Below are 26,487 nucleotides of genomic sequence, written 5' to 3'. Positions count from 1 at the left end.
GAGCCCCCTTTTGATCGCCGGTGCGCACCGACTGGCTGTCGATGATCGCCGCCGTCGGGCTGGCTTCGCGGCCTGCCCGCGCGCGGTCGGCCAGCAGCACGGCATGGTGGATGCGCTCCCACACGCCTTCGGCCTGCCAGCGGCGGAGGTAGTAGTAGACGGTCTGCCAGGGCGGGAAGTCGTGCGGCAGCAGGCGCCAGGCCATGCCACCGCGCAGCACGTAGAGGATCGCGTTGACCAGTTCGCGCGACGATGCCCGGCGCGGCCTGCCGCCGGGCCGCGCCTCGGGCACCAGTTCCGCGATCGCCGCCCATTGGGCATCGGTCAGGTCGGTCGGGTAGGCTCGGCGGCGCCGTCGCATCGGGTGTCGCCCTCAAGGCCGACACCCCATGAATCACGCTTCTCCCCCCGACGAAATCCCCTTCTCAAACACGCTCTTGGTCCGTCTCCACCCGCCGGTGCGCGCGGCAACGGCTCCTCCGCACCGTCGGGCGCGCGGCGGCGCGCTCCCCGCCAATGCCCGCCGGCCACCGGCGCGGGCGGTGCAGGTGCGGCGCACGCGCGGCGGCGCGCCGCCCTGGCGCGGAAGCGTTGCCGCCGTTCAGGGACGAGGTCGGCGGCGCCCCTCAGCCCCGCCGGCAGCACGCCCTCCCCCGTCGAAAGCGGCACCGGAAGCCTCCCCCCGCCCGACCGCACGCCCGGGGCCGCATGGCGGGCCATCCGCCGCGCGGTCCCGGTGCGCATCGGGCGCCACGCGAACGGGCGCGGGCGGGCGCAGTGCAGGGCCCGACCCGTGCCTTCGCCCCCCTCCGTTGGCGCTCCGAGACACGCTGCGGCGGCGGAAGGCCGGGATCGGCGGGGCGGCCGAAGACGGCATCCCGCCAACCCACGGCTCGACCGCGCCGGCGCTCTCCCCCGCAGGCGGCGCGCGAAGCCGCGCCGCGAGCGGCCTGGAGCGGGAGGCGGGCGGCTTGCGGGCGCCCGCGCCGCGGTCGCCGGCGCTACTCGGCCGCGGGGGCGGGCACGCGCACGGGGCCGACGGCCACGGCCGCGCGACGCCGCGCGCGCCCTGCCGGCCCGAAGGGGCCGAGCAGGCAGGCGCCGGCCAGCAGCAGGCCCGCCACCACGGCCATCATCCCGGCCGCGTTCAGCCCATGGCCGAGGCCGAGGGCGTCCGGCACCAGCACGGCGGCCCAGTAGCCGCCGCCCCCCATCGCCACGGCCGCCAGGGCGGAGATCGCGAACTGCGCGGCGTAGTCGTTGGTCAGCAGCCGCGCGATCGCGGCCGGCGCGACCAGCGCCGCGATCACCAGGATCGAGCCCACCGCCCAGAACGCGGCCACGCAGGCCGCCGAGACGAGCACCAGCACCAGCACCGAGACCAGCCGCGGCGCGAACCCGATGGTCCGGGCGAAATCGGGATCGAAGGCGACGAGCCGCAGCTCCTTCCACAGCAGCGCGAGCAGCCCGAGGGTCAGCGCCAGGATCGCGGCGAGCGTCTTCACCTCGGCCGGGAACTCCGCGAGCGCCGCCGGATCGAGCAGCGAGCCGAGCCCCTCCGCGGCGGGCCAGATCAGCGCCTCGAGCTGCCCGTACAACACGCAGTCCACGTCGAGGTCCACCGCCCGCGCGCCGGTCACCTCGATCAGCACGAGGCCGAGCGCGAACATGCCGGAGAACACGACGCCCATGGCTGCCCCCGGCTCGAGCCGCGTCAGCCGCCGCACCAGCGCGATCAGCAGCGCCGCGGTGACGGCGGCCGCCATCGCGCCCGCCACGAGGGGCGGCGCGGCGCGCGAGCCGCTGGCCCAGAAGCCGAGGACGATGCCGGGCAGCACCGCGTGGCTGATGGCGTCGCCAAGCAGGCTCTGCCGCGTCAGCAGCAGCAGGTTGCCGATCAGGCCGCAGGCGAGGCAGGCGAGCACCGCCGCGAGCAGGGCCGCGAGGTCGAGCCGCAGGAACTCCGTCATCCTCGTCGCTCCGGGATCGCTTCGCCGGGGCGGGGCAGGCCGACGTCATCCGGCCGCAGCCGGCCGGGATCGTGGCGGCTGAGCCACGCCTCGGCCTCCCGCGCGACCTCCGGCGGCAGGGTGTGCTCCACCTGGTCGGCGAGGCGGTGCGCCGCCGCGGGCGCGAGCCCGCCGGCCGCCTGCATGTAGTGCTCCCACAGCCGGTGGCGGCGCGTCAGCTCGCGCGCCGCCGCGAGGCCCGCCGGGGTGAGCGTCACGCCGTCCCCCCGCCGCGGGTCCTGGGCGACGAGGCCGCTCGCCCGCATCCAGCGCGGCAGCACGGCGCGCTGCCAGGCGGTCCACCCCGCGCCGCGGCCGATCTCGGCCCAGGTCAGCGGCGCGCCCCGGCCGGGCGCGGCCGCCGCCTCGGCCTGCTCGAGCGCGGCGCGCAGGGCATGGTCGCGCGCCACCGCCAGCGACAGCCGCGCCTGGCGCCAGGCGAAGGCGAGCGCCCCGCGCCGCGGCGCGAACGCCAGCGCCAGCGCGAACACGCCGCAGGCGACCAGCGCGATGGTCGCGCCGGTCGGGAGGTTCGGCAGGGCGGCGGACAGCGCCACGCCGAACCAGGCGGCGAAGGCGCCCAGGGCGCCCGCCAGGGGCACCATCACCTCCAGCCGCTCGGTCGCGAGCCGCGCCGTCGCCGCCGGGATCACCATCAGCGCGACCACCAGGACCAGGCCGACCGCGCGCAGGCCCGTGACCGTCACCGCCAGCATCAGCGCGAGCAGCCCGAGGTCGAGCGTCCGCACCGGCAACCCGACCGCGGCGGCGAAGTCGCGGTCGAAGCAGAGCGCCGCCAGCGGCTTGAACAGCACCGCCACCAGTAGCGCCGACAGCGCCGCGAGCGCGCCGATGAGCTGCGCGTCGGACGCCCGCATCCCGGCCGCCTGGCCCAGGATGAAGCTCTTCAGTCCGGCCTGGCCGCCGACGGCGAGCGACTGCACGACCGAGACCAGCACCACCCCGAGGCCGAAGCCGATCGAGAGCACCAGCGCCATGGCGGCGTCGTCGCGCAGGCGCCCGCCCCGGGTCAGCGCGCTGACGACGAGCACGGCGAGGCCGGCCGTGACCGCGCCGCCGGCCAGCAGCAGCGGCAGGGAGCGGGCATCCCAGCCCATCGCGGCGGCCAGGATGAAGGCCCCGGCGACGCCGGGCAGCGTCGCGTGCGCCGCCGCGTCAGCGATCAGCGCGCGGCCGCGCAGCAGCACGAAGCAGCCGACGGCGCCCGCGGCGAGCCCGAAGGCCGCGCAGCCGAGCGCCACCACGGCGGCGTTGTAGCCGCCGGCGAACAGCAGCGCCTCGAGCAGCGCCCCGTTCATCGCCGCTCCGGCCCGCCGGGCGTCGCCCCGCCCACCGGCACGCCGCCGCCGAGCGCCGCCGCCACCGCCTGCTCCAGCAGCGACAGCCGGCCGCCATAGGTGCGCGCGAGATTCTCGGGCGTGAAGGTCGTCGCCATCGGCCCGGCGGCGATGGCGCGCACGTTCAGCAGCAGCACGTGCGCGAAGTACTGCGGCGCCGTCGCGAGGTCGTGGTGCACGGCGATCACCGTCCGCCCTTCCCGCGCCAGGCGCTGCAGCACCTCGATGATCGCGCGCTCGGTCGCCGCGTCCACGCCGGCGAAGGGCTCGTCCATGAGGTAGAGGTCGGCCTCGAGCGCGAGCGCGCGCGCGAGGAAGACGCGCTGCTGCTGGCCGCCCGAGAGCTGGCCGATCTGCCGGTCGGCATACGCCGCCATGCCGACCTCGGCGAGCGCGGCGCGGGCGCGCTCCCGCTCCGCGCGGGGCAGCGGCCGGATCCAGCCGACCCGCGGGTAGCGCCCCATCGCGACCACCTGCAGCGCGGTCGCGGGGAAGTCCCAGTCCACGCTCGCCCGCTGCGGCAGGTAGCCGACGCGGCGGCGCACCTCGGCGATCGGCCGGCCGAAGGCCCGCACCTCGCCCGAGAGGCGCGGGACGAGGCCGAGCACCGCCTTGAGCAGCGTGGACTTGCCGGCGCCGTTCGGCCCGACGATCGCGACCAGCCCGGAGGGCGGCGACTCCCAGGTGACGTCCCAGAGCGCCGGCTGGTCGTTGTAGGCGACGGAGAGGTGCCGGACCGAGAGCGCCGGGACCGGCAGCGGCAGCGAGGCGCCGCTCGCGGGCGATCCGCTCATGACGCCGCGCGCAGCCGGCCCTGGAAGCCGCGCTCCGGCGCCACGCCGCCGAGGGCGCGGACGATCGCGGTCACGTTGTGGTCGATCATGCCGATGTAGGTGCCCTCGTAGGTGCCGGGCTCGCCCATCGCGTCCGAGAACAGCTCGCCCCCGACGACGACGTCGTGCCCGCGCGCCCGCGCGCCCTCGACCAGCGCCCGGACATTGCGGTCCGGCACGGAGCTCTCGACGAAGACCGCGGGGATGCGCCGCCCGACGAGCACCGCGACCAGCTCCTGGATGCGCCGCACGCCGGCCTCGGATTCGGTCGAGATGCCCTGGATGCCCAGCACCTCGATGCCGTAGCGGCGGGCGAAGTAGTTGAAGGCGTCGTGCGCGGTGACCAGCACGCGCTGCCGCTCGGGGATCGAGGCGATCGCGCGCTCGGCATAGGCGTCGAGCTCCCGGATGCGCGCCTGCAGCACCGCGAGGCGGCGGCGGAAGCCCGCCGCGCCTCCCGGATCGTGGTCCGCGAGCTTGTCCGCGATCAGCTCGGCGGCGCGCGACCAGGCCCGCGGGTCCATCCAGACGTGCGGGTCGTAGTGGCCGTTCGCGCCCTCGGGCTCCAGGAGCTGATCCTCGGGCAGCAGCTCCGTGACCGCATAGACCGGCTTGCCGCTGCGGGCGATGCGGACGAAGGCGTCGGTCATTTTCCCTTCGAGACCGAGGCCGTTGTAGAAGACGACGTCGGCGCGCAGCATCTTCGCCACGTCCTCCCGCGTCGGCTTGTAGAGGTGCGGGTCCACCCCGGGTCCCATCAGCACCTCGAGGCGGATGCGCTCGCCGCCGATCTCCCGCACCAGGTCGCCGATCATCGCGGTGGTCGCGAGCACCGCGAGCGGGCCGCGCCGCGGCGCCTGGGCGTCGATGTCCCGCCACGGCCACGCGAGGAGCGCGGCGGCGAGCAGGCCGCCGGTTGCGCGCAGCGCGGCGCGCCTTCCGGGCACGCGGTGGCCGGCGTGGCGGGAGGCCCGGTCGGGGAGGTCGGTCATGCGTCCGCTCCTGGGGCGAGCTCGCGCCGGCGTGTTCCTCCGGCCCCATTCTGGATAATCGGCCCCATTGTCGCGCTCAAGCCCGAATATCGAGCCTTGGCTACAAGTTGGCGCAAGGGCTTCGGTCCTGCTAGATTGCACCCATGGAATTGCTTGGACACCCGGAGGCCCAGGCCGCCGACCACCGGCCGGACGAGGCGGCGCGCCACGCCTCGGCCCGCTCGGCGCGCGCCAGCGCCCTGGCGGAGGACTACGTCGAGATCATCGCCGACCTGCTCGAGAGCGAGGGCGAGGCGCGGCCGATCGACATCGCCCGCCGGCTCGGCGTGACCCACGCCACGGTGATCAAGACGATCGGCCGCCTGAAGCGGGACGGCCTCGCCCACGCCAAGCCCTATCGCGGCGTCTTCCTGACCGAGGCCGGGCAGGCGATGGCACGCCGGGTCCGGGCGCGCCACCAGACGGTGGTCGCCTTCCTGCGCGCGATCGGCGTGCCGCCCGCGGTGGCGGAGATGGACGCCGAGGGGATCGAGCACCACGTCAGCGACGCCACGCTTGCCGCCTTCGAACGCTTCCTCGCCGGCCGCCCCTCCCCCGCCGGGCAGTGACGGCGCCCCGGCCCGCCGGCGGCCGCGCGCCCGGCCCCGGGCGCGGAATCCGGGCGACGCCGCCCGGCGCGAGCGGGCGAACCGGCCCGCCGGCGCGCGATTGACGAAGCGCAACGCGCGCACCGCGCCGCCCCGGCAGGGAAGCGGGGGAAGCGGCATCGCAGCGGGAGCGGTTCCATGGACGAGAGCGATCGCCGGATGCAGGCGGACGGCAGGACGACGGAGGCAGCGGCCCCGGCCGGGCCCGTGCCCGCGCCGCCCGCGCCTCCCGCCCCCGCGAGGCCGCCATCGCCCGCGGCGGCGCCCGCCGCGCGGCCGGGCCAGGCCCCGGGCGCCACTGCGGGCGGCGCGCCGCTGCCCAGCTTCGAGACGCTCGACCGCAGCCTGCGCGCGGCGCAGGCACGCGCGACGCAGGGAATCTCCCCCCTGGCGCTGGCCGCGCCCTGGCTGGACTGGGCGGTCAACCTCGCGGGGGCGCCGGGCAAGCGGCTGTCGCTCGCCCTGCACGCCCAGGTGCTGGCCGCGCGCTACGCCCTCTGGCTCGCCCGCTCGGCCCTCGGGCGGGAAGCCGAGCCGGTCGCCGCCCCCTCCGATGCGCGCTTCGCCGACCCGGGCTGGAGCCTGTTCCCGTTCAACGCCGTCGCCCAGGCCCACCTGCTCGCCGAATCCTGGTGGCTGGAGGCGGTCCGCCGCGTCCCCGGCGTCACCCGCCGCCACGAGGAGCAGCTCGGCTTCATGATGCGCCAGATCCTGGACGTGTTCGCGCCGAGCAACCAGCCCTGGCTGAACCCGGTCATCATGACGCGCACCATCCGCGAAGGCGGGCTGAACCTGCTGCGGGGGGCGGAGAACTGGATCGAGGACCTCGAGCGCGCGCTCGCCGGCAAGCCTCCGGCCGGGGCGGAGCGCTTCGTCGTCGGCCGCAACATCGCCGTCACGCCGGGCCGGGTGGTGCTGCGCAACGACCTGATGGAGCTGATCCAGTACGCGCCGGCGACCGAGCGGGTGCACGCCGAGCCGGTGCTGATCGTGCCGGCCTGGATCATGAAGTACTACATCCTCGACCTCAGCCCGGAGAACTCGCTGGTGCGCTGGCTGGTCGAGCGCGGGCACACCGTGTTCATGATCTCGTGGAAGAACCCGGACGCGCGCGACCGCGAGACGAGCCTCGACGACTACCGCCGCCGCGGCGTCATGGCGGCGCTCGACGCGGTGGGCGCGATCGTGCCGGGGCGGAAGGTCCACGCCTGCGGCTACTGCCTGGGCGGCACCATCCTCGCCATCGCCGCCGCCACCATGGCGCGCGACCACGACGACCGGCTCGCCTCCATGACCCTGCTCGCCGCGCAGACCGACTTCGCCGAGGCGGGCGAGCTGATGATGTTCATCGACGAGAACCAGCTCCGCTGGCTCGAGGACCTGATGTGGGACCAGGGCTACCTGGACACCCACCAGATGGCGGGCGCGTTCCAGATGCTGCGCTCGAACGAGCTGATCTGGTCGCGGCTGATCCGCAACTACGTGCTCGGCGAACGGGACGAGATGACCGACCTGGCGGCCTGGAACGCCGACCAGACGCGCATGCCTGCGCGCATGCACAGCGAGTACCTGCGCGGCCTGTTCCTCGAGAACCGGCTCACCGCCGGGCGCTTCGCGGTCGAGGGCCGGGTGATCGCGCTGCGCGACATCCGCGCGCCGATCTTCGCGGTGGGCACGTTGCGCGACCACATCGCCCCCTGGCGCTCGGTCTACAAGGTGAGCCTGTTCAGCGACACCAACGTCACCTTCGCGCTCGCGACCGGCGGGCACAATGTCGGCATCGTCAACCCGCCGCCGGGCTGGCCGGGCAGCGGCTTCCAGCTGATGACGCGCCGCCACGGCGAGCGCTACATGGACCCCGACACCTGGGCCACCGTCGCGCCGCGCCACGAGGGCTCCTGGTGGCCGGCCTGGGAGGAATGGCTGGTCGCGGCCGGCTCGGGCGAGCGGACCCCGCCGCCGCCGATGGGCGCGCCGGAGCGCGGCCTGGTGCCGCTCGATCCCGCGCCCGGCACCTACGTCCACATGGCCTGAGGACCGGCGCGGGCGCCCGTTGCGCTGGATCAAGGCGCGCGCCGCGCCGGCGTCGCCTCCTTGGCGCCGGCAGCGGTGCCGCGCGGGGCGGCGGGGAGAGAGGGCATGCACGAACGCAGGGTGGGCGAGATCGTCCGCGACCAGCGTCCCCTCATGATGGGACCGGACGCCACCGTTTCCGAGGCCTGCGCCGCCATGCACAAGCGCCGTGTCGGCGCCGTGCTGGTGGTGGAGGACGGCGACCGCCTCGTCGGCATCTTCACCGGCCGCGACGCGGTGCGCTGCCTCGCCGAGGGCTGCGACGCCAGGCGCACGAAGCTGCGCAAGGTGATGACCCGCGACCCGGTGACGCTGCCGCCGGAGGCGACGGCGGTGGAGGCGCTGCGCCTGCTTTCCGACTGCGGCTTCCGCCATCTCCCGGTGTGCCGGGACGGCCGGGTCCGCGGCATCGTCTCGCGCTACGACTTCCGCGCCACGGAGCACGCGCGGCTCGACGAGGAGACGGGCTTCTTCGAGATCCTGCGCTGAGGACGGCGAGCCCCCGGCCCCCGGCGGCAAGCGCCGCCGGCGGCGCCGGGCCTCCCGGGACCGGCTAGCCGCGGCGCCCGCGGCGCCCTAGTCTCGGCGCCCCGCAGGAGACCGCCGCGCATGCCCGAAAGTCCCGCCGATCCCCAGCGCGCCCTCGGCCCGGCGCCGGAGGGCGCGAACCGCCTGCCGCTCGCCGGCCTGCGCGTCCTCGACCTCACCCTCGCGCGCGCCGGGCCGACCTGCGTGCGCCACCTCGCCGACTGGGGCGCGGACGTGATCCGGGTCGAGCCGCCCGGCGCCAACGACGCCCTCGGCGGCCCGCGCGACGGGTTCGACTTCGTCAACCTGCACCGCAACAAGCGCTCCATCGCGCTCGACCTGAAGAACCCGGCCGGGCACGCGGCCTTCCTGCGCCTCGCCCGGACCGCCGACATCCTGGTCGAGAACATGCGGGTGCAGGTCAAGCACCGCCTGAAGATCGCCGACGAGCACCTCCGGCCGCTCAACCCGCGGCTGATCTACGCCTCGATCTCGGGCTTCGGGCAGACCGGGCCGTATGCGGCGCGCGGCGGCGTGGACCAGATCGCCCAGGGCATGGGCGGGCTGATGAGCATCACCGGCGAGCCCGGGCGCGGCCCGATGCGCGTCGGCATCCCGATCGACGACCTGACCGCCGGCAACCTGCTCGCCCTCGGCATCCTGCTCGCGCTCTACGAGCGGGAGCGGACCGGCCTCGGGCGCTACGTGCACACCTCGCTGCTCGAGGCGCAGGTGTTCATGCTCGACTTCCAGGCGACGCGCTGGCTGATGGACGGGCACATCGCGGGCCAGGCGGGCAACGACCACCCGGTCAACATCCCGATGGGCGTCTTCCCCACCGCCGACAAGCCGATCAACATCGCCGCCTCCTCGCCCAAGCTGTGGGAGGCGTTCTGCAAGGCCCTCGGGAAGCCGGAATGGCTCGCGGTGCCGGAGTGGAAGACCGCGCAGGGGCGCAGCGGCGACCGCGCGCGGGTCAACGCGACCATCGCCGAAGTGACGCGGACGCGGCCCTCGGAGTACTGGATCGCCAGGCTCGAGGAGGTCGGCATCCCCTGCGGGCCGATCAACAACATCAAGGAGGTGTTCGAGGACCCGCAGGTGCGCCACCTCGGCATGGCGATGCCGATGCGCCACCGCAGGCGGGGCGACATCCGGGTGGTCGCCAGCGCGATCAACATCGAGGGGCTGGAGACCGGGGTCTATCGCGACGTGCCGGAACTCGGCGAGCACGCCGAGGAGATCCTCGCCGAGGCCGGCTTCACGGGGGACGAGATCAGGGAGCTGCGCGCCTCGGGCGCGCTCGGAGCGGCATGACGATGGCGGAAACCAGGGAATACGCGAACGGCAAGATCCTCGCCCGGCGCGAGGAGGGCTTCGGGCGGATCGTCTTCAACCAGCCCGAGAAGCGCAACGCCATGTCGGTGGAGATGTGGGACGGGCTGGGCGCCGCGCTCGACGCCTTCGCCGACGACGCGGGCGTGCGCTGCGTGGTGCTGCAGGGCGCGGGCGACAAGGCCTTCGTCTCCGGCGCCGACATCAGCCAGTTCGAGCAGCGCCGGGCGGATGCCGACGCGCAGAAGGAGTACGACCGCCTGACCTCCGGCGGGCGGGCCAAGCTCGCCGCCTTCCGCAAGCCGGTGATCGCGCAGATCCGCGGCTTCTGCATGGGCGGCGGCCTCGGCATCGCCATGTCGGCGGACATCCGCATCGCCTCCGAGGACTCCCAGTTCGGCATCCCGGCGGCGAAGCTCGGCATCGCCTACGGCTTCGACATGGTGCGCAACCTCGTCGCCCTGGTCGGGCCGGCCCATGCGCACATGATCCTGATGACCGGCGAGCGCTTCGATGCGCGCGAGGCGGAGCGCATGGGCCTCGTCAACAAGGTGGTGCCGGCGGAGGAACTCGAGCCGACGGTGGCGCGGCTCGCCTCCACCCTGGCGGCGAACGCCCCGCTCTCGCTGATCGCCAACAAGCTCACGGTGCGGACCGTGCTGCGCGACCCTGCAGAGCGGGACATGGAGGCGGTGCGCGCCGCCTACGCCGCCTGCTTCGACTCGGCCGACTACCGGGAGGGCCGCCGCGCCTTCATGGAAAAGCGGAAGCCCGCCTTCACCGGGCGCTGAGGCCAGCCGCCCCGGGGCGGCGGGGGGACGCGGCCGCCGCGGACCGGACTCCGGCCGGGGCCCTTCCGACCGTGCCGGTGGCCGGCTACCTTATTCCCCGATCCGCGCGCTGCCGGCCTCCTCCCTCCCGGGAGCGGCGGCGCGCGGCAAGAAGGCTCACGTTGCGCAGGGAGCGGAAAGGTCCGACGCGGCGCATGGATGGCAGTAACCTGAACGTCGCCGCACCATCGGCGGCGCGGCCCGAGGTCGCGCCCATGCCGGCCGAACCCGCGGCGGCCGTGGCCGCCCTTCCTCCGGCGGTCGCGGCGGCGAGCATCATCACCACCGGTTGCGAGGCGGATCTGGCGCCGATCTCGCGCATCGTCGCCGAGGTCGCCGCCCACTGCTCGGGAGAGCGCGTCAGCCTCGGCGAGATGGCCGAGGCCTTCGGGGACCGGGCCTTCGGCCTCCTCATCCTGCTGCTGCTGTTGCCGGCGCTGCTGCCCGGCCTCGCCTCGGTCTTCGGCACGCCGATCCTCATCCTCGGCATCCAGATGGGGCTCGGCATGCGGGTGCCGCGGCTGCCGGCCTTCGTCAGCCGCATGACGATCCGGCGTGCCGACCTGCTCCGCCTCAACGGCATCTCCTCGAAGCCGCTCAAGCGGATCGAGCGGTACGTGAGGCCGCGGCCCGGCCCGTTCGTCTCGCCGCTCGGCGACCGGCTGGTCGGCTGGCTCAGCGCCTATGTCGCGCTGATGCTCATCCTGCCCGGGCCGGGCACCAATGCGCCGCCCGCCTTCGGCAACATCGTCATGGCGCTCGGCCTGGTCGAGCACGACAGCCGCGTGGTCGGGCTCGGCGTGGTGCTGACGGTGCTGGGCTGCGCCTTCGCGACCGCCGTCCTGGCGCTGCTCTGCTGGTTCGGCTACGAGGCGCTGCGCTGGTTTATCTGAACGGCGGCCGGCGGAAGGAAGGCGGATGGCGTCGCAGGGCGAGGATGGGCGCCTGTTCCTCGAAGATCTCTCCGTCGGCCGGCGCTTCGCCGCCGGGCCGGTGCGCGTGAGCCCGGAGGAGGTCCTCGCCTATGCCGCACGCTTCGACCCGCAGCCCTTCCACACCGACCCCGCGACCGCGGGGCATCCGGTGCTCGGCGGGCATTCCGCGAGCGGCTGGCACACCGCCTCGCTGACCATGCGCATGGTCACGGAGGCGCTGCCGCTCGCCTGGGGCGTGGTGGGCGGCGGCGGCGAGATCGCCTGGCCACGCCCGGTGCGTCCCGGCGACACGCTGCGGGTGGAGGCGGAGGTGCTGGAGACCGGCCGCTCGCGCTCCCGCCCCGACCGGGGCTGGGCGCGGCTGCGCGTCACCACGCTGAACCAGCGCGACGAGCCGGTGCAGGTACTGGTGACGCGGCTGATCGTGCCGAGCCGGGTTCCCGACTCCGGAACGTCCTGCTAGCCTCGCGCACATGCGCCGGTGGCCCGCAAGGGCTGAAACGGGAACGCGCGAAGCGGCGGTGACGGCCCGCGCGCGGTCCGCGCGGGGCTGCGCCAGGTGGCACGCCGCGCCGATCGCCCCGGGCACGACCGCCGCGAGTCCGCGGCTGCCCCCGCAACTGTAGGCGGCGAGTCCGGCCCCACCCTGTGCCATTGCGCCGCCCCCTGCGGCGCGAGAAGGCGGGGCCCGGACGCCGGGCGAGGCGGGATCCTCCGCCTCGCCCGACAGCCGCGAGCCAGGAGACCGGCCGGCGCAGAGCCGTGCCGCGCGCGTCGGGCGGGGTGCACCGGCGCAACGGAGCGATGCGGGCCGCGCGCTGCGCCCCCGGGCGCCGCGCGTGCGGCCGCGTCGGCAGTCCGGTGCCATCGCGGCGCCGCGCCCGGAGGGTGCGGCGCGGTCCTGGCCCCGGCGATTCCGCTAGCGGTGACGACGCCAGCCTGCCCGGCGGCCGCGAGGCGGCCGGGCGTGTGTCGCCATGCTCGTCCGCCGGAGGCCGCGATGCGCCGTCTGATTCCCCTGCTCACCCTCCCCCTCCTCGCCGCGCCCGTCGCGGCGCGGGCGCAGGAGGCGCCCGCCGCGCCGACCCTGCCCGAAACCGTCGTCACCGGCACCCGCGCGCCGCTGCCCGCGGCGCGCATCCCCGCCGCCGTAACCGTGATCACGCGTGCCGACATCGAGGAGCGCGGCTACCAGTCGCTTGCCGAGGCGCTGGCCGCGGTGCCCGGCCTGCACCTGGTGCAGGCCGGCGGGCCCGGGCAGCAGGCCAGCGCCTTCCTGCGCGGCACCGCCTCGCGCCATGTGCGGGTGCTGCTCGACGGCGTGCCGATCGAGGACCCCTCCGATCCGAACGGCGCGTTCAATTTCGGCAACGACCTGCTCGGCGACATCGAGCGCATCGAGGTGGTGCGCGGCCCGGCTTCCGCGCTCTACGGCTCGGGCGCGCTGGGCGGCGTGGTCAACCTCGTCACGCGCCGCGCCCCCCCGGGGCGCGCCTTCGCCCCGTTCGGCGAGATCGCCGGCGGCACCCAGCGCACCCTGCGCGGCACGCTCGGCGCCGCGGGCGAGGCGGGCGGGCTCGACTGGATGCTCGCCGCCCAGTCGCTCTCCACGCGCGGCTTCAACGCCACCGCGCCGCGCTTCTTCTCCTCGCTCGGCGAGCGCGACGGGCTGCGCGCGGCGGCCTTCACGGCGCGGCTCGGCGCGACGCCGGTCGAAGGCACGCGCCTCGAGGCGCTGCTGCGCTGGCGTGAGAACGTCTTCGGGCTCGACGACGTGCCGCGCGACGACCCGAACTACAGCGGCTCGGACCGCCGCTGGATCGGCTTCCTGCGCGGCGAGACGCGCCTCCTCGACGGGCGCTGGACCACCGGGCTGCGCCTCGCCGCCACCCACGACCGCAGGCGCTACGTCAACCTGCCCGACGCCGGCAGCCCCGCCAGCACCTACGACCTCTACCGCGGCGAGCGGGTCGTGCTCGACTGGGCCAACACCGTCCGCCTCGGCGGCTTCGGGCCGGTGTCGGACGCGCTGCTGGCCTTCGGCGTGGCGGAGGAGCGCGAGCGGGTGGACAGCGCCTCCGGCAGCCCGTTCTTCCGCACCACGGTCAACGCCTCGCAGCGCAGCCTGGCCGGGCATGGCGGGCTGCAATTCCGCCTCTTCGACCGGCTCGACCTCTCCGCCGGGCTGCGCCACGACGCGCCGGAGGGGTTCGACGGCGCGACGAGCTGGCAGGTCGGCGGCGTGCTCGCCCTGCCGGAGATCGCCACGCGCCTGCGCGCCTCGGCCGGGACCGCGTTCAAGGCGCCCTCGCTGTTCCAGCGCTTCGGCGTCATCGGCACCTTCTTCCGCGGCAATCCCGACCTGCGGCCGGAGCGCTCCCTCGCCTGGGAGGCGGGCGCGGAGACCGACCTGCTCGACGGCTTCGCCACCGTCTCGGCGCTCTACTTCGCGAGCCGGATCCGCGACCTGATCAATTTCGACGCCGCCTTCCGCACGCTGGAGAACGTGGACCGCGCGCGCATCCGCGGCGCGGAGCTCGGCCTGACCCTGCGCCCGGCGACCTGGCTCTCGGCCACGCTCGCCTGGACCATCACCGACGCGCGCGACGCGGCGACCGGCGAGCGCCTGCCGCGCCGGCCGGAGCACGTGGTGGGCGTGACCGCGCGGATCGCGCCGCTGCCGCGCCTCGTCATCGCGCCGGAGATCCTGTTCACCGGCCGCTCGCCCGAAGCGCCCTTCGCGAGCTACGCCGACGACGGAACGCCCTTCCCGGCCGCGCGCAGCAACCCCGCGGGCGTGGTGGCGAACCTCACGGCGAGCTGGCGCTGGAGCGACGCGGCGACGCTGTTCGTCGAGGGGCGGAACCTCGGCAACAGCCGCTTCGAGCCGGCCAACGGCTTCGTCGTGCCGGGGCGCAGCCTGCTCCTCGGGGTGCGGCTCGGCCTGTGACGGCGGCGCGCGGGCCGGTGCGCCACGGAACGTGTCTCGCGCCTGGCCATCCGCCGGACGCAAGGTTCCCGTCCCGGAGGAAGCGCCCATGCCGCCGCCGGTGACGCCGCCGATCCCGCTGTTCCCGGTCCCGACCCTCGGCTTCGCGGCCGACGCGAAGCTGCAGGGCGCGGTGACGACCGCGGTCGCGGAGCTGAACCGGGCGGGCCGCGCCACCGTTCCCTTCTCGCTCGCGATCGTGGACCTCGGCGGCGGCTCGGGGGCGGAGACGCTGAAATGGGGGGCGCACAAGCCGGACGAGGAGCACTACGTCGCCGGCATCGCCAAGGTCGCGGCGATGTACGGCGCCTTCGCGCTGCTCGACATGGTCCGGCGCTTCGCCGCCGTGGCCTCCCTCGCCTCCGCCGCGGCGGTCCTGATCCGCGCCGTCGCCCCCGGCGGGGTGCCGCCGCCGGCGGCGAAGCCGAGATCCCTCTTCGATGCGCTGCGCGAGCGCATGGACCCGGCGATTGACCGCAGCGGCGGCGGCGTCCTGCAGAGCGCGGTCCGCCGCGAGCACCGCGTCCCGCACTACGAGCAGATGCTGGTCGCCCCGCGGCCCGGCGTCTCCTACATCCCGGCCTTCCGCGGCGAGTATCGCGAGGCCCTGAAGCAGATGATCGTCCCCAGCAGCAACGAGGGCGCGGGGCGCTGCATCCGGGGCATCGGCTACGGCTACCTGAACGGCGCGCTCGAGGCGGCAGGGCTGTTCGACGCCAAGGCCCAGAAGGGCATCTGGCTGGCCGGCGACTTCGTCGGCCTCTGGCCCTATGCGCGCATCGAATCGGCCAACGACGGCGCGGTGGCGCAGGCCGGCACGGCGCTTGCCATGGCGAAGTGCATGGCGATGATCGTCAACCGCGGCGTCCTCGACGCCGCCGCCTGCGACGAGATGCGCACGCTGCTCGCCGGGGCGGCCAGCGGGCCGGACCAGCCCTTCCTCACCCGGACGGAGGCGGTGAGCGCGCCGCTGCGGCTGCCGCTCGAGAAGGTGACGCACGCCAAGCTCGGCCTCGGTCCGCTGAAGAAGGGCGGCAACGTGCTGTCGGAGGCGTTCCGGCTGGAGGCCATCGGCAAGCCGGGAAAGAGCTACGCGGTCGCCTACCAGAACCTCGACCAGCGCCAGTCGAGCCTCGACGACGTCGCCTTCCTGCTGCGCCGCGCGATCGAGATCTACGAACGCTGACCGTCGCCGGCGCCGCCGCCCGGCACCCAGAGGAGATCCGCCGCGCCGTTCTGGTTCAGCCGGCGCGCCAGCACGAAGAGATGGTCCGAGAGGCGGTTCAGGTAGCGCAGCACCTCCGGGTTCACCGGCTCCTCCGCCGCGAGCCGCACCACCCGGCGTTCCGCCCGCCGCACGACGGTGCGCGCCACGTGCGCCTGCGCCGCGGCCAGGCTGCCGCCGGGAAGGACGAAGCTCGCGAGCGGCGGCAGCGTCGCGTTCATGGCCGCGATCTCCGCCTCCAGCCGTGCGCAGTGCGCCTCGGTCAGCCGCAGGCGCGTGCGGCCGGTCCTCGCGTCCCTGGCCTCGGTGCCCGGCACGCTGAGGTCGGCCCCGAGATCGAACAGGTCGTTCTGGAGGCGCGCGAGCATCGCCTCCGCCCCGGCGTCGCCGCCCGCGGCCGCGATCTGGGCGCGCAGCAGGCCGAGCGCCGCGTTCGCCTCGTCCACCGCGCCGATGGCCTCGATGCGCGCCGCGTCCTTGCGCACGCGGCTGCCCTCGCCGAGCGAGGTCTCGCCCCGGTCGCCGCCGCGGGTGGTGATCCGGTCGAGGCGCACCATGCGCGACCTCCTTCGCCGCTCAGCCCTGAAGCCGGAAGGTGACGGGCGCGCGCACGGTGCTGCCGACCGGCCGGCCGTCGCGCAGCGCGGGGCGGAAGCGCCACTGGCGCGCCGCCTCGATCGCCGCGCGGTCGAGCGCGCGATACCCGGAACTGCTGAGCAGCGTCACCTCGGCCACGCGCCCCTCGGCGTCCACGTGGAGCAGGAGGATCACCGTGCCCTGCTCGCCGCGCCGCTCGCTCTCCGGCGGATAGACGAAGCGGGGCTGGGCGAGCGGGGTGGCGCTGCGGGTGACCGCGCCCTCCGCCCGCCCCGGACCGAGGACCAGCACGTCGGGGCCCAGCCCGGCGAAGGGATTGGCCAGAGACGTCTCGGCGGCGGGCGGCGGGGAGGACGGAGGGTGCGCCGCGACGGCCGCGGCCGGGGGGCGACGCTCGGGCTCGGGCCGCGGGGGCCGGCGCGCGGCGGGAGCCGGAGGAACGGCCTGCGGCGGGCGGGCGGCGGCTGGCGGGTCGGATCGCGGCGCAGGCGGCGGCTCGGACGCGGCGGTCACGGCGCGGGCCCCGGCGGCGGATGGGGCGGGAAGGCCGGACGGGGGTTCCCCGCCCGCCGTCGCGCGAGGCGCCGGCGACGCGGCGTCCGGCGCGGCGATCCCGGGAAGCGGCGCCTCCTGCGCCTCCGGCGGCGGCCCGGAGGGGACTGCGGCTTCCGGCGCCGGCTGCGGCGGCTCCGGCGGGCGGGGCGGCGGCAGGGCCGTGACCCGCTCGGCCGCCGGCGCGGCGGACGCGGCCGACTCCGGCGGCGCCGCGGCCGCCACCTCCTCGGAGGCGCCGGAGGCGGAGGGCTGCACGGCGGGCGCCGGAGCGGTGCGATCGGAAGGCGCCGCCGCGTCCCGTTCCGCCACGGCGGCGCCCTGGCCGCCCCCCGCGGCCTCGTCCTCCACCTCGGCCCAGATCAGCGCCACGCCGCGTTCCCGGTCCGGATCGCGCGGCGGGGTGCGGTCGAGGAGGAGCAGCACGCCGGCCAGCGCGCCCGCATGCAGCGCCACGGACAGCAGGGCCGGCCAGGTGCGGCGGCCGGGGGCGAGACCGCCGCGGCGGGACGCAGCGGCCGGCGCGCCGCCCCGCCCCTGCCCCGCCGCGGTCATCCCGGCCGTCACAGCACCGGCACCCCCGTCGCCTTGGCCTTGCCCTCCGGCTCTACATGGATGGTGATGACGGCGTTCTCCAGCTCCTCGCGCAGCGCCGCCTCGATGCGGTCGCAGATGGCATGCGCGTCCACCACCTTCATCTCGCCCGGCACCACCAGGTGGAACTCGATGAAGGTGAGGCGGCCGGCGTGGCGGGTGCGCAGGTCGTGCGCCTCCAGCGCGCCCTCGGCATGGGTGGAGACCACGGCGCGGATGCGCGCGAGCAGCGCCTCGGGCACGGCCTCGTCCATCAGCCCGCCCACCGATTCGCGCATCAGCCGCCAGCCGGAGACGAGGATGTTGCCCGCGGTGAGCGCCGCCAGCAGCGGATCGAGCCACACGAGGCCGGTGAGGAACACCAGCCCGACCCCGGCCAGCACGCCGGCCGAGGTGACGACGTCGGCCCAGAGGTGCCGGGCATCGGCGAGCAGGGCCGGCGACCGCACCTTGCGCCCGCGGCGCGTCAGCAGCGTCGCCCAGCCGGCGTTGGCCGCGGTGGCCAGGGTGGCGACGACCAGCGCGGCCGAGGAGAGCTCGGGCCCCCGCCCCTGCAGCCAGGCCCCCCAGGCTTCCTGGAGAATCATCACCGCCGCGGCGACGATCAGCGCGCCCTCCAGCACGGCGGAGAAGTATTCCGCCTTGGCGTGCCCGTAGGGATGCCTGGCGTCGGCCGGCCGGCTGGCATAGCGCACGGCGGCGAAGGCCGCCGCCGCGGCGGCGACGTTCACCACGCTCTCCAGCGCGTCGGCGAGGAGGGCGACGCTTCCGGTCAGCCACCAGGCGGCCGTCTTCAGCGCCAGCACCGCCAGCGCGACGGCCACGCTGGCAACGGCGGTCCGCTCGGCGAGGCTGGTCATACCGCCGGCTGGAATAGGCGACGCGGCGCGCCAAGGCCAGAGCGCGCCGGCCGATTCGGCGGGCCGCGTGCCGCTCCGGCAACCGCGCGGCGCGGCGTCCGCCTCAGTCCGCGTTCGCCCAGAGGCCGGCGGGCGCGCTGCCGGCCGGCGCCGCGGCGCACAGCGCCTCCGCCACCGCGCGGACGAAGGCCACGCCCTGCTCGAGGAAGAAGGACAGGGCGGCGCCCTCGATCTGGAACATGACCGTCCGCCGCGCTCCCTCGGCGGTGACGAGCAGCACCGCGAAGCCGCGGTTCTGCGGCAGCGAGAGCAGGGTCGCGCCCGCCTCTGCGCCCGCCGGAGTGCGGACCGTGACGGCGAAGGGCGGCGCGAGGTCCGATCGGATCGGAAACGACCGCGGCCGGACAAGTCACGGTCCCGTGCAGGCACGGGACGTCCAGCAACGGCCTGTTTCGGGCGCAGATCGCGGGCCACGGTCCCGTGCAGGCACGGGACGGCCCGCGGGCCCGGCTCAGACCGAGAAGTACTTGGCGCGCGGATGGTGCAGCACGATCGCGCTCGTGGACTGCTCCGGATGGAGCTGCCACTCGTCGGACAGGGTGACGCCGATCCGCTCCGCGCCGAGGAGTCGCAGCAGGGGCGCCTGGTCCTCGAGGCGCGGGCAGGCGGGATAGCCGAAGGAGTAGCGGCCGCCGCGGTAGCCCTGGCTCAGCATCTTCTCGATGTCGCGCTCGTCCTCGGCGGCGAACCCCCATTCGGCGCGGATCCGCTTGTGCACGTACTCGGCGAGGCCTTCCGCCATCTCGACCGAGAGGCCGTGCAGGTAGAGGTAGTCCTGGTAGCGGTCCTCCTCGAAGAACCGGCGCGCCACCTCGGAGGCGCGCTCGCCGACGGTGACGACCTGGAGCGCGATCACGTCGCGCCGCTCCGGCCCGTCCTCGATGTCGCGCACGAAGTCGGCGATGCACTCGCCGTCCTCCTTCGGCTGGCGCGGCAGGGTGAAGCGCGCGACCTCGGTGACGCCGTCCGGCTCGAACAGGACCAGGTCGTTGCCCTCCCCGGCGCACTTCCAGTAGCCGTAGATCGCCTGCGGGCGGAGGATGTCCTGCTCCTCGCACAGCGCGAGCATGCGGCGGAGCACCGGGCGCAGCTCCTGCTTCGCCCAGGCGAGGAAGTCCTCGAGCGAGCGGCCCTGCTTGCGGAAGCCCCACTGGAATTGGTAGAGGCTGCGCTCGTTGATGAAGGGCACGACGGCGCGCGGCGCGGCGGAGAGGATGCGCGGCCCCCAGAAGGGCGGCGCCGGCACCGCGAGCCCGGCGGTGAGGCGGCGGCGGCGCGCCCGGGCGTAGCCGGCATCCACCGGGGCGAAGCCGCGCGGGTCGGCCACGCCGAGCATGCGCTTCTCGTTGCGCGCCTTGCCGCGGCGGCGCGCCTGCACGGCGGCGAGATAGTCGTCGAAGCCGTTGCCGACGATGCGGTCCATCAGGTGCAGCCCGTCGAAGGCGTCGCGGGCATAGGCGACGCGGCCGCAGGCGTAGGCGCGGACGCAGTCCTCCTCGACGAAGGTGCGCGTCAGCGCCGCGCCGCCGAGCAGCACCGGGATGTCGAGGCCGAGGCGCGACATCTCCTCGAGGTTCTCGCGCATCACCACGGTGGACTTCACCAGCAGGCCGGACATGCCGATGGCGTGCGCCCGGTGCTCCTTCGCCGCGGCGATCATGTCGGCGAGCGGCACCTTGATGCCGAGGTTGACCACCCGGTAGCCGTTGTTGGTGAGGATGATGTCCACCAGATTCTTGCCGATGTCGTGCACGTCGCCCTTGACCGTGGCGAGCACGATCGTGCCCTTCTCCTGCCCGGCGACGCGCTCCATGAAGGGCTCGAGGTAGGCGACGGCGGCCTTCATCGTCTCCGCCGACTGCAGCACGAAGGGAAGCTGCATCTTCCCGGCGCCGAACAGCTCGCCCACCGTCTTCATGCCGTCGAGCAGGATGGCATTGATGATCTCGAGCGGCGGGTAGCGCTTCAGCGCCTCCTCGAGGTCGGCCTCCAGCCCCTTGCGGTCGCCGTCCACGATGCGGTCCTTGAGGCGCTGCTCGACGCTCTCGGCGCGCCTGCGCGCGCCGGCGTCGGCGGCCTTGCGGCCGGCGAACATCTCCAGCATGCGGGCGAGCGGGTCGTAGCCGTCGCGCCTGCGGTCGAAGATCAGGTCCTCGGCGACCCGGACCTCCTCCGGCGCGATCTGGTGCAGGGGCCTGATCTTGCTCACGTGGACGATCGCCCCCGTCATGCCCGCGCGCAGCGCGTGGTCGAGGAAGACGCTGTTCAGCACGTGGCGCGCCGCCGGGTTGAGGCCGAAGGAGATGTTGGAGAGGCCGAGGATGATCTGGATGTCCGGGAACTCCTCCCGGATCATGCGGATGCCCTCCAGCGTCCAGAGGCCGAGCCTGCGGTCGTCCTCGTTGCCGGTGGCGATGGTGAAGGTGAGCGGGTCGATCAGCAGGTCGGAGGGCGGCAGGCCGTGGCGGCGGCAGGCGAAGTCCACCAGGCGCCGGGCGATGCGGAGCTTGTCCTCCGGCGTCTTCGCCATCCCCTGCTCGTCGATCGTCAGGGCGATCACCGCGGCGCCGAACCTGCGCGCCAGCACCATGCGGTCGTGCGCGTGCCGCTCGCCGTCCTCGAAGTTGATCGAGTTGATGATCGCCTTGCCGCCGTGCAGCTTGAGCGCCGCCTCGATCACCGCGGTCTCGGTCGAATCGATCACCAGCGGGGCGTTGACGCTGGCAGTGAAGCGCCGCACCACCTCCACCATCTCGGCCCGCTCGTCGCGGCCGACGAAGGCGGTGCAGAGGTCGAGGGCGTTCGACCCCTCCGCCACCTGCTCGCGCCCCATCGCCACGCAGCCGTCCCAGTCGTGCGCCGCCTGGCGCTCGCGCCAGGCCTTGGAGCCGTTGGCGTTGCAGCGCTCGCCGATCGAGAAGTAGCTGTTCTCCTGCCGGAGCGGCACCGCCGCGTAGAGGCTCGCCACCGCCGGCACCCACACCGCCTTGCGCGCCGCCGGCGCCGGGCGCGGTTCCCCCAGGCGGCGCAGCATCGCATCGAGCGCGGCGATGTGCGTCTCGTCGGTGCCGCAGCAGCCGCCGATCAGGTTGACGCCGTCCTCGCGCACGAAGCGCTCCATCCAGACGGCCATCTCCTCGGCGCCGAGCGGGTAGCGGGTCCTGCCGTCCACCAGCTCCGGCAGGCCGGCGTTCGGCATGACGCTGATCGGCCCGGGCCAGTTCTGCGCCAGCCAGCGCACGTGCTCGGCCATCTCCTGCGGGCCGGTGGCGCAGTTGAGGCCGAGCAGCGGCACGTCGAGCGCCCGCACCACCGTCGCCGCGGCGGCGATGTCGGAGCCGACCAGCAGCGTGCCGGTCGTCTCCACCGTCACCTGGACCAGGATCGGGACGTCGCGCCCCGCCTCCGCCCGCGCCGCCTTGGCCGCGTTCACGGCGGCCTTGATGTAGAGCGGGTCCTGGTTGGTCTCGGTCAGCAGCGCGTCCACGCCGCCGGCGAGCAGGCCGCGGCACTGCTCGGTGAGCGCCGCCTCCAGCGCGTCGTAGGCGATGTGGCCGAGGCTCGGAAGCTTGGTCCCCGGCCCGATGTCGCCGATCACGAAGCGGTCGCGCCCGTCGGCGAAGCCCTCCGCCGCCTCGCGCGCGATCTCGGCAGCGATGCGGTTGATCTCGAAGGCGCGCTCGGCAAGGCCGAACTCGCCGAGCGTGACGGGCGAGCCGCCGAAGCTGTTGGTCAGCACCGCGTCGGCGCCGGCCGCGAAGTAGCCGCGATGGATCGCGCGCACGATGTCGGGACGGGAGAGGTTCAGAACCTCGGTGCAGTTCTCCCGGCCCCAGAAGTCGCGCTCGACGTCGAGCGCCATCGCCTGCACGCGGCTGCCCATGGCGCCGTCGCAGAGCAGCACGCGGTCGCGGAGCACGTCGAGGAGATGCGGGCGGGCCATGGGCGCCCCCTCAGAAGGCGAGCACGGAGACGGGCCCGCGCCGGCGCCGCGCCGACCACAGCCGCACCGGGAGCGGGCCGCCCCCGATGGCGACGGTCTGGGCCGGCACGCAGCCCGCGGCGCCGAGCCAGCCGGCGAGGGCGGCGTCGTCGAAGCCGGGCCAGCGATGCGCGAAGCGGCCGATCACGTCGGCGCGCTGATGCGGGGCGAGGTCCACCACCAGCAGCAGGCCGCCGGGCACCGCGACGCGCGCCGCCTCGGCCAGCGCGGCGACCGGGTCCTCGGCGTAGTGCAGCACCATCTGCAGCGTCACCACGTCGAAGGCGGCGTCGGGCAGTGGCAGCCGGTACATGTCGGCCTGGCGCACGGCGCAGTGGGAGAGGTGCCGCTCGGCCAGCCGGGCGCGGGCGAGGGCGAGCATGGCGCGGCTCGCGTCCACGCCGAGGGCGCTCTCGACGCGCGGCGCCACCAGCTCCAGCAGCCGCCCGGTGCCGGTGCCGACGTCGAGCAGCCGGCCCACGCGCGGCGGCAGCGCGGCGAGCAGCGCCTCCTCGATCGCCGCGGCCGGCAGGCCGAGAGCGCGCGTCTCGTCCCATTCCGCGCCCTGGCGGCGGAAGGCCTCGGAGGCCTCGCGCGCCCGCTCGGCGGCGAGGCGCACGGCGGCGCGGCGGTCGGCGGCGAGCAGGGGGTCGTCCTCCGGCAGCCGGGCGAGGATGGCGCGGGCGAAGTCGCCCTGGGCGGGCACCTGGAACCAGGCGTTGGCGCCCTCCCGCGTGCGCTCGAGCAGCCCGGCCTCGACCAGCAGCTTCAGGTGGCGGGAAAGGCGGGGCTGGGACTGGCCGAGCAGGGCGCAGAGGTCGGAGACGCGCCAGGCGCCGCGGGCGCAGAGGGCGAGCAGGCGGAGCCGGGTGGGCTCGGCGGCGGCGCGGAGCTGGGCGAGGAGATCCTGCATCGGCGGGTTGCATGTCGCATAAACATATCTTTATGTCCAGTCGGATGACCGCCGGCGCCCTCCCGCCCGACCCCCGCATCCCCGTCCGCCTGCTCGCCCCCGGCGAGCCGCCGCCGGCGGGCGCGGCCGTGCTCGCCGAGGGCGAGCCCCCTGCCCTGCCGCCGGATGGCCGGCCGGTGGCGCGGTTCGACCTGCCCGCCTCGGGCCACGCGCTCGGCTGCGCCTGCTGCGCGCCGCGCAACCCGGCGGCGGTGGCGCTCGACCGGCTGTTCCTGATGCGGGTGCGCGGCGAGGCGGCGTTCTTCGCGGAAGTGGCCGCGATCGCCCGCAGCAAGATGGGCGCCGCGGCGATCCACGCCGCCCTCGCCGGCGATCCGCTCGCCCGGGCGCGCTTCCGGGCGGCCTGAAGCCGTTTGCCGCGCGCGGCCGGCAAGCCCGGGTCCGGCCTGCCGCGACTTCGGCCTTCCGGGCCGCAAGGACGGCGATCGGCGGCGCCGACGAGAGGGGGCGGGAAGAGGGGGGTGCCGATGACATTGCCACCACGGCGGTTATCCTGACCGCGCCCACCGGCGGGAGGACGAGGATGGCGGATTTCCTTCCCGAACCTTATGCGGCCTATGGCAGCAACCTCTGCCCAGAGCAGATGCTCCGCCGCTGCCCGCAGGCCGAGGTGGCGGGCAGCCTCCTCCTGCCCGCCTGGCGCCTGAGGATCGGGCGCTTCGCGTCCATCGAACCCGCCCCGGGAGCCTTCTGCCCGGTCGGGCTTTGGCGCATCACCGCCGCCTGCCTTGCGGCGCTCGATCTCCACGAAGGCGCCAAGCCCGATGAGGGTGCCAAGCGGCGGAAAGAACCGGCCTACGAGCGGAAGAAGATCGCTCTGCCCGACGGCCGCAAGGCCTGGATCTACATCGAAAAGACGCGCCGCGACGGCCCCCCGTCCGAGGAGTACGTCGCCCGGCTGCGACGCGGCTACCGCTTCTTCGGCTTCGATTCCGCGCCGCTCGAGGAGGCGCTCGCCCGCGCGGGCTTCGGCGCCGCCTGACGGGGCGCGGCAGCGTCGGGCGCGCACCGCCCCCCGTACCGCCGCCGCGCCCCCGCACGGCGCGCCGGGGAGCGGATCGCGGAGGGACGGCACCAGCGGAAAGGGGGCTTCCCCGCACGCAGCCGCGCGCACATGGGGCCCGCCCGCGCGGCCTCCCGGCGCGAGAGGCGGTCGCGCCGCGGCCGCCGCGGCAGCGGGGCGCGCGACGCCGCCGCGGTCACTCCGGCGGCACGGTGCGGTCGCCGGCGCCGAGCGGGCGCTGCATGTACACCACGTCGAGCCAGCGGCCGAACTTCAGCCCGGCCGACTTCAGCACGCCGACGCGGCGGAAGCCGAGCGAGAGGTGCAGCCCGATCGAGCCGACATTCTCGGCGTCGCCGATCACCGCCACCATCTGGCGGAAGCCCTGCGCCTCGGCGCGCTCGATCAGCGCCGCGACCAGCGCCTTGCCCACCCCCTGGCCGCGCTGGTCCTCGCGCACATAGACCGAGTCCTCGGCGGTGTAGCGATAGGCGGAGCGGTCGCGGATCTGGCTATAGTAGGCGTAGCCGACGATCTCGCCGGCCTCGTTCTCGGCCACCAGCCAGGCGCCGCCCGCGCCCTGCACGCGGGCGAGGCGCGCCGCCATCTCCGCCGCATCGGGCGGCACCTCCTCGAAGGTGCCGGTGCCGATGCGGACGTGATGAGCGTAGATCGCGGTGATGGCGGCGATGTCGCCGGGCGCGGCGGCGTTCGCGTCGCGAATGCGCATGGATCGGCCGTCTCCTGCGCGCCCCGCTTAGGGCCGACCAGGCGCCGCGGCAAGCCGCGCCCTTCAGACCGGCAGCCCGAGCGCCTGCGCCACGCGCTCGGCCGCCGCCAGCAGCGCCCGGTCCCGCCCCGGCGCCGCGCTGAGCGAGAGGCCGACCGGCGCGCCCTCGACCCGGGCGGCGGGCAGCGTCACCTCGCACAGCCCGGCGAAGCCGGCGATCGCGGTCACGCCCATCGTCCGCTCGCGCACCGCGGTCTGCTCGGCGAGGCTGATGCCGAGCTTCGGCGCCGGCCCCGGCGCGGTCGGGTGGACCAGCACCGCGCCGCCGGCGAGCAGAGGGCGCAGCCGCGCCTGCACGACGCGCCGGAAGGCGCGGCCGGCGGCGGCCTTGGCCGGGTCCATCGCCCGCGCCGCGGCGAAGCGCTCGGCCACGCCGGGACCGAGGCGCGGCTCGGTCGCCGCGATCCAGGAGCCGAGGGTGGTCCAGGCCTCCTCCGCCTGGGCGCAGCGGAAATGCTCGTAGAAGACGTCGAGCCCCTCGGGCGCGAGGTTGACCGGGAGCGCCGGGCCCAGCACCCGCTCCGCCGCCGACAGCGCCGGGGCGAGGGCGGCGGCGGTGGCCGGCAGTGCGTTCACCCATGCCTCCTGCACCTTGAGCAGCGGGCCGAGGCCCGCCTCCGGCCCGGGCGGCAGCAGCACCTCGCCCACCCGGCGCAGCACCGAGGCGCGGGCGGCGAACCAGCCGGCGGTGTCGTAGCTCGGCCCGAGCGGACAGGCGCCGACCAGGCTGACCGCCCCCCAGGAGGGGCGGATGCCGTAGATGCCGCAATAGCTCGCCGGGATGCGCACCGAGCCGCCGGTATCCGAGCCCATGGCGAGATCCACGAGCCCCGCCGCCACCGCCGCCGCCGAGCCGCAGGAGGAGCCGCCCGGGAAGCGGTCCGGCGCCGCCGGATTGAGCGGCGTGCCGTACCAGACGTTCTCCCCGGTCAGGCCGTAGGCCAGCTCGACGGTCTTGGTCTTGCCGCGGAGACGGGCGCCGGCCTCGAGCAATTGGCGCACCACGGCGGCGTGCGCGACCGCCGGCGGATGCGTCCTGGCCCAGTCCGGGTTGCCGTAGCCGGTGACATGCCCGGCCACGTCGTAGAGATCCTTCACCGCGAAGGTCAGGCCGGCGAGCGGCCCGTCGGCGGCACCCGCGATCTCGACCGGCGGACCGGGCAGGAAGGCTCCGACGCTGTCTCCGCTCATGGTGCATCCATCTCGGTGCAGAGGATGCGGCAAGGGTGCGCGAGAGGCCGGGGGTTGGCAACGTCCGCCCGCAGGCGACCGGAGGCCGCCCGCCCGCACGGCCGAAACCCGGGAAATTGGATCCCGGCCGG

The 26,487-nt window shown here is 75.3% G+C and carries 24 protein-coding genes; 11 read left to right on the top strand and 13 right to left on the bottom strand.

Translation table 11 applies throughout. The features are described 5' to 3' along the window. The 5 genes from K1J50_RS10475 to K1J50_RS10455 form a co-directional block, all read right to left on the bottom strand. Window positions 1–361: IS5 family transposase (locus tag K1J50_RS10475; RefSeq protein ID WP_220117662.1), on the bottom strand; the 361-nt coding region annotated here is incomplete at its 3' end. Between the two features lie 640 nt (window positions 362–1,001). Continuing rightward, window positions 1,002–1,970: a metal ABC transporter permease gene (locus K1J50_RS10470; protein ID WP_220117661.1), complete on the bottom strand. Its 969-nt coding sequence runs from the start codon at window positions 1,968–1,970 to the stop codon at window positions 1,002–1,004. Then, a complete protein-coding gene (locus K1J50_RS10465) occupies window positions 1,967–3,328 on the bottom strand; it encodes a metal ABC transporter permease (protein ID WP_220117660.1) in 1,362 nt (453 codons plus the stop codon). The genes K1J50_RS10470 and K1J50_RS10465 overlap by 4 nt, the downstream gene beginning before the upstream one ends. Beyond that, the gene (locus K1J50_RS10460) at window positions 3,325–4,161 is read right to left on the bottom strand and encodes a metal ABC transporter ATP-binding protein (protein ID WP_220117659.1); all 837 of its coding nucleotides are present in this window, start codon (window positions 4,159–4,161) and stop codon (window positions 3,325–3,327) included. Before K1J50_RS10460 ends, K1J50_RS10465 begins: the two co-directional genes overlap by 4 nt. Further along, window positions 4,158–5,192, bottom strand: coding sequence for a metal ABC transporter solute-binding protein, Zn/Mn family (locus K1J50_RS10455; protein WP_220117658.1), 1,035 nt, complete (start codon window positions 5,190–5,192; stop codon window positions 4,158–4,160). Before K1J50_RS10455 ends, K1J50_RS10460 begins: the two co-directional genes overlap by 4 nt. 143 nt (window positions 5,193–5,335) lie before the next feature. On the opposite strand from K1J50_RS10455, the gene mntR reads away from it, so the two are divergent. The 9 genes from mntR to K1J50_RS10410 all read left to right on the top strand — a co-directional run bounded on the left by mntR (window position 5,336) and on the right by K1J50_RS10410 (window position 15,715). Continuing rightward, window positions 5,336–5,800 (top strand): manganese-binding transcriptional regulator MntR, encoded by a 465-nt coding sequence (mntR, locus tag K1J50_RS10450; RefSeq protein ID WP_220117657.1) that lies wholly within the window; start codon window positions 5,336–5,338, stop codon window positions 5,798–5,800. A gap of 177 nt (window positions 5,801–5,977) precedes the next feature. Further along, window positions 5,978–7,873 carry a PHA/PHB synthase family protein gene (locus K1J50_RS10445; RefSeq protein ID WP_255575167.1) on the top strand — a complete coding sequence of 632 codons (1,896 nt, stop codon included), beginning with the start codon at window positions 5,978–5,980 and terminating at the stop codon, window positions 7,871–7,873. Between the two features lie 105 nt (window positions 7,874–7,978). Then, on the top strand, window positions 7,979–8,401 hold the full coding sequence (locus K1J50_RS10440) for a CBS domain-containing protein (protein ID WP_220117656.1): 423 nt from the start codon (window positions 7,979–7,981) through the stop codon (window positions 8,399–8,401). Between the two features lie 120 nt (window positions 8,402–8,521). Continuing rightward, complete coding sequence (locus tag K1J50_RS10435; RefSeq protein WP_220117655.1) at window positions 8,522–9,757, top strand: CaiB/BaiF CoA transferase family protein; 1,236 nt, start codon at window positions 8,522–8,524, stop codon at window positions 9,755–9,757. Next, on the top strand, window positions 9,754–10,566 hold the full coding sequence (locus tag K1J50_RS10430; protein ID WP_255575166.1) for an enoyl-CoA hydratase: 813 nt from the start codon (window positions 9,754–9,756) through the stop codon (window positions 10,564–10,566). The genes K1J50_RS10435 and K1J50_RS10430 overlap by 4 nt, the downstream gene beginning before the upstream one ends. A 194-nt stretch (window positions 10,567–10,760) precedes the next feature. Further along, window positions 10,761–11,498: an exopolysaccharide biosynthesis protein gene (locus K1J50_RS10425; RefSeq protein ID WP_255575165.1), complete on the top strand. Its 738-nt coding sequence runs from the start codon at window positions 10,761–10,763 to the stop codon at window positions 11,496–11,498. A 25-nt stretch (window positions 11,499–11,523) separates the two neighbouring features. Continuing rightward, window positions 11,524–12,003 (top strand): MaoC family dehydratase, encoded by a 480-nt coding sequence (locus K1J50_RS10420; RefSeq protein WP_220117654.1) that lies wholly within the window; start codon window positions 11,524–11,526, stop codon window positions 12,001–12,003. A gap of 537 nt (window positions 12,004–12,540) precedes the next feature. Then, window positions 12,541–14,490, top strand: coding sequence for a TonB-dependent receptor plug domain-containing protein (locus tag K1J50_RS10415; RefSeq protein WP_220117653.1), 1,950 nt, complete (start codon window positions 12,541–12,543; stop codon window positions 14,488–14,490). A gap of 88 nt (window positions 14,491–14,578) precedes the next feature. Beyond that, window positions 14,579–15,715, top strand: a complete 1,137-nt coding sequence (locus K1J50_RS10410) for a serine hydrolase (RefSeq protein WP_220117652.1) — start codon at window positions 14,579–14,581, stop codon at window positions 15,713–15,715. Here the strand turns inward: K1J50_RS10410 and K1J50_RS10405 are convergent. The 6 genes from K1J50_RS10405 to K1J50_RS10380 form a co-directional block, all read right to left on the bottom strand. Then, window positions 15,703–16,311: a cob(I)yrinic acid a,c-diamide adenosyltransferase gene (locus tag K1J50_RS10405; protein WP_220117651.1), complete on the bottom strand. Its 609-nt coding sequence runs from the start codon at window positions 16,309–16,311 to the stop codon at window positions 15,703–15,705. The genes K1J50_RS10410 and K1J50_RS10405 overlap by 13 nt on opposite strands. Window positions 16,312–16,330: 19 nt before the next feature. After that, window positions 16,331–16,642, bottom strand: coding sequence for an energy transducer TonB (locus K1J50_RS10400; protein ID WP_220117650.1), 312 nt, complete (start codon window positions 16,640–16,642; stop codon window positions 16,331–16,333). An 824-nt stretch (window positions 16,643–17,466) separates the two neighbouring features. Beyond that, window positions 17,467–18,357, bottom strand: coding sequence for a cation diffusion facilitator family transporter (locus tag K1J50_RS10395; RefSeq protein WP_220117649.1), 891 nt, complete (start codon window positions 18,355–18,357; stop codon window positions 17,467–17,469). Window positions 18,358–18,460: 103 nt separating this feature from the next. Then, the gene (locus K1J50_RS10390) at window positions 18,461–18,637 is read right to left on the bottom strand and encodes a hypothetical protein (RefSeq protein WP_220117648.1); all 177 of its coding nucleotides are present in this window, start codon (window positions 18,635–18,637) and stop codon (window positions 18,461–18,463) included. Window positions 18,638–18,868: 231 nt separating this feature from the next. Then, window positions 18,869–22,360, bottom strand: coding sequence for a methionine synthase (gene metH, locus K1J50_RS10385; protein WP_220117647.1), 3,492 nt, complete (start codon window positions 22,358–22,360; stop codon window positions 18,869–18,871). 10 nt (window positions 22,361–22,370) lie between these two features. Continuing rightward, a complete protein-coding gene (locus tag K1J50_RS10380) occupies window positions 22,371–23,312 on the bottom strand; it encodes an ArsR/SmtB family transcription factor (RefSeq protein WP_220117646.1) in 942 nt (313 codons plus the stop codon). A gap of 32 nt (window positions 23,313–23,344) precedes the next feature. Here K1J50_RS10380 and K1J50_RS10375 point away from each other — a divergent pair, with 32 nt between their 5' ends. Together K1J50_RS10375 and K1J50_RS10370 are read left to right on the top strand one after the other, a co-directional pair. Beyond that, window positions 23,345–23,719, top strand: coding sequence for a hypothetical protein (locus tag K1J50_RS10375; protein WP_255575164.1), 375 nt, complete (start codon window positions 23,345–23,347; stop codon window positions 23,717–23,719). Window positions 23,720–23,895: 176 nt separating this feature from the next. Beyond that, window positions 23,896–24,354 carry a gamma-glutamylcyclotransferase family protein gene (locus K1J50_RS10370; RefSeq protein ID WP_220117645.1) on the top strand — a complete coding sequence of 153 codons (459 nt, stop codon included), beginning with the start codon at window positions 23,896–23,898 and terminating at the stop codon, window positions 24,352–24,354. A gap of 217 nt (window positions 24,355–24,571) precedes the next feature. On the opposite strand, the gene K1J50_RS10365 is transcribed toward K1J50_RS10370, so the two are convergent. Together K1J50_RS10365 and K1J50_RS10360 are read right to left on the bottom strand one after the other, a co-directional pair. Further along, window positions 24,572–25,105 carry a GNAT family N-acetyltransferase gene (locus tag K1J50_RS10365; protein ID WP_220117644.1) on the bottom strand — a complete coding sequence of 178 codons (534 nt, stop codon included), beginning with the start codon at window positions 25,103–25,105 and terminating at the stop codon, window positions 24,572–24,574. A 63-nt stretch (window positions 25,106–25,168) separates the two neighbouring features. Then, window positions 25,169–26,356 carry an amidase gene (locus tag K1J50_RS10360; protein WP_220117643.1) on the bottom strand — a complete coding sequence of 396 codons (1,188 nt, stop codon included), beginning with the start codon at window positions 26,354–26,356 and terminating at the stop codon, window positions 25,169–25,171. Window positions 26,357–26,487: the final 131 nt, after the last annotated feature.

This window comes from Caldovatus aquaticus, assembly GCF_019458025.1.
Lineage (GTDB): Bacteria > Pseudomonadota > Alphaproteobacteria > Acetobacterales > Acetobacteraceae > Caldovatus > Caldovatus aquaticus.
The sequence above is the reverse complement of the archived record's forward strand: the minus strand, read 5'-3'. Positions and strand labels throughout refer to the sequence as shown.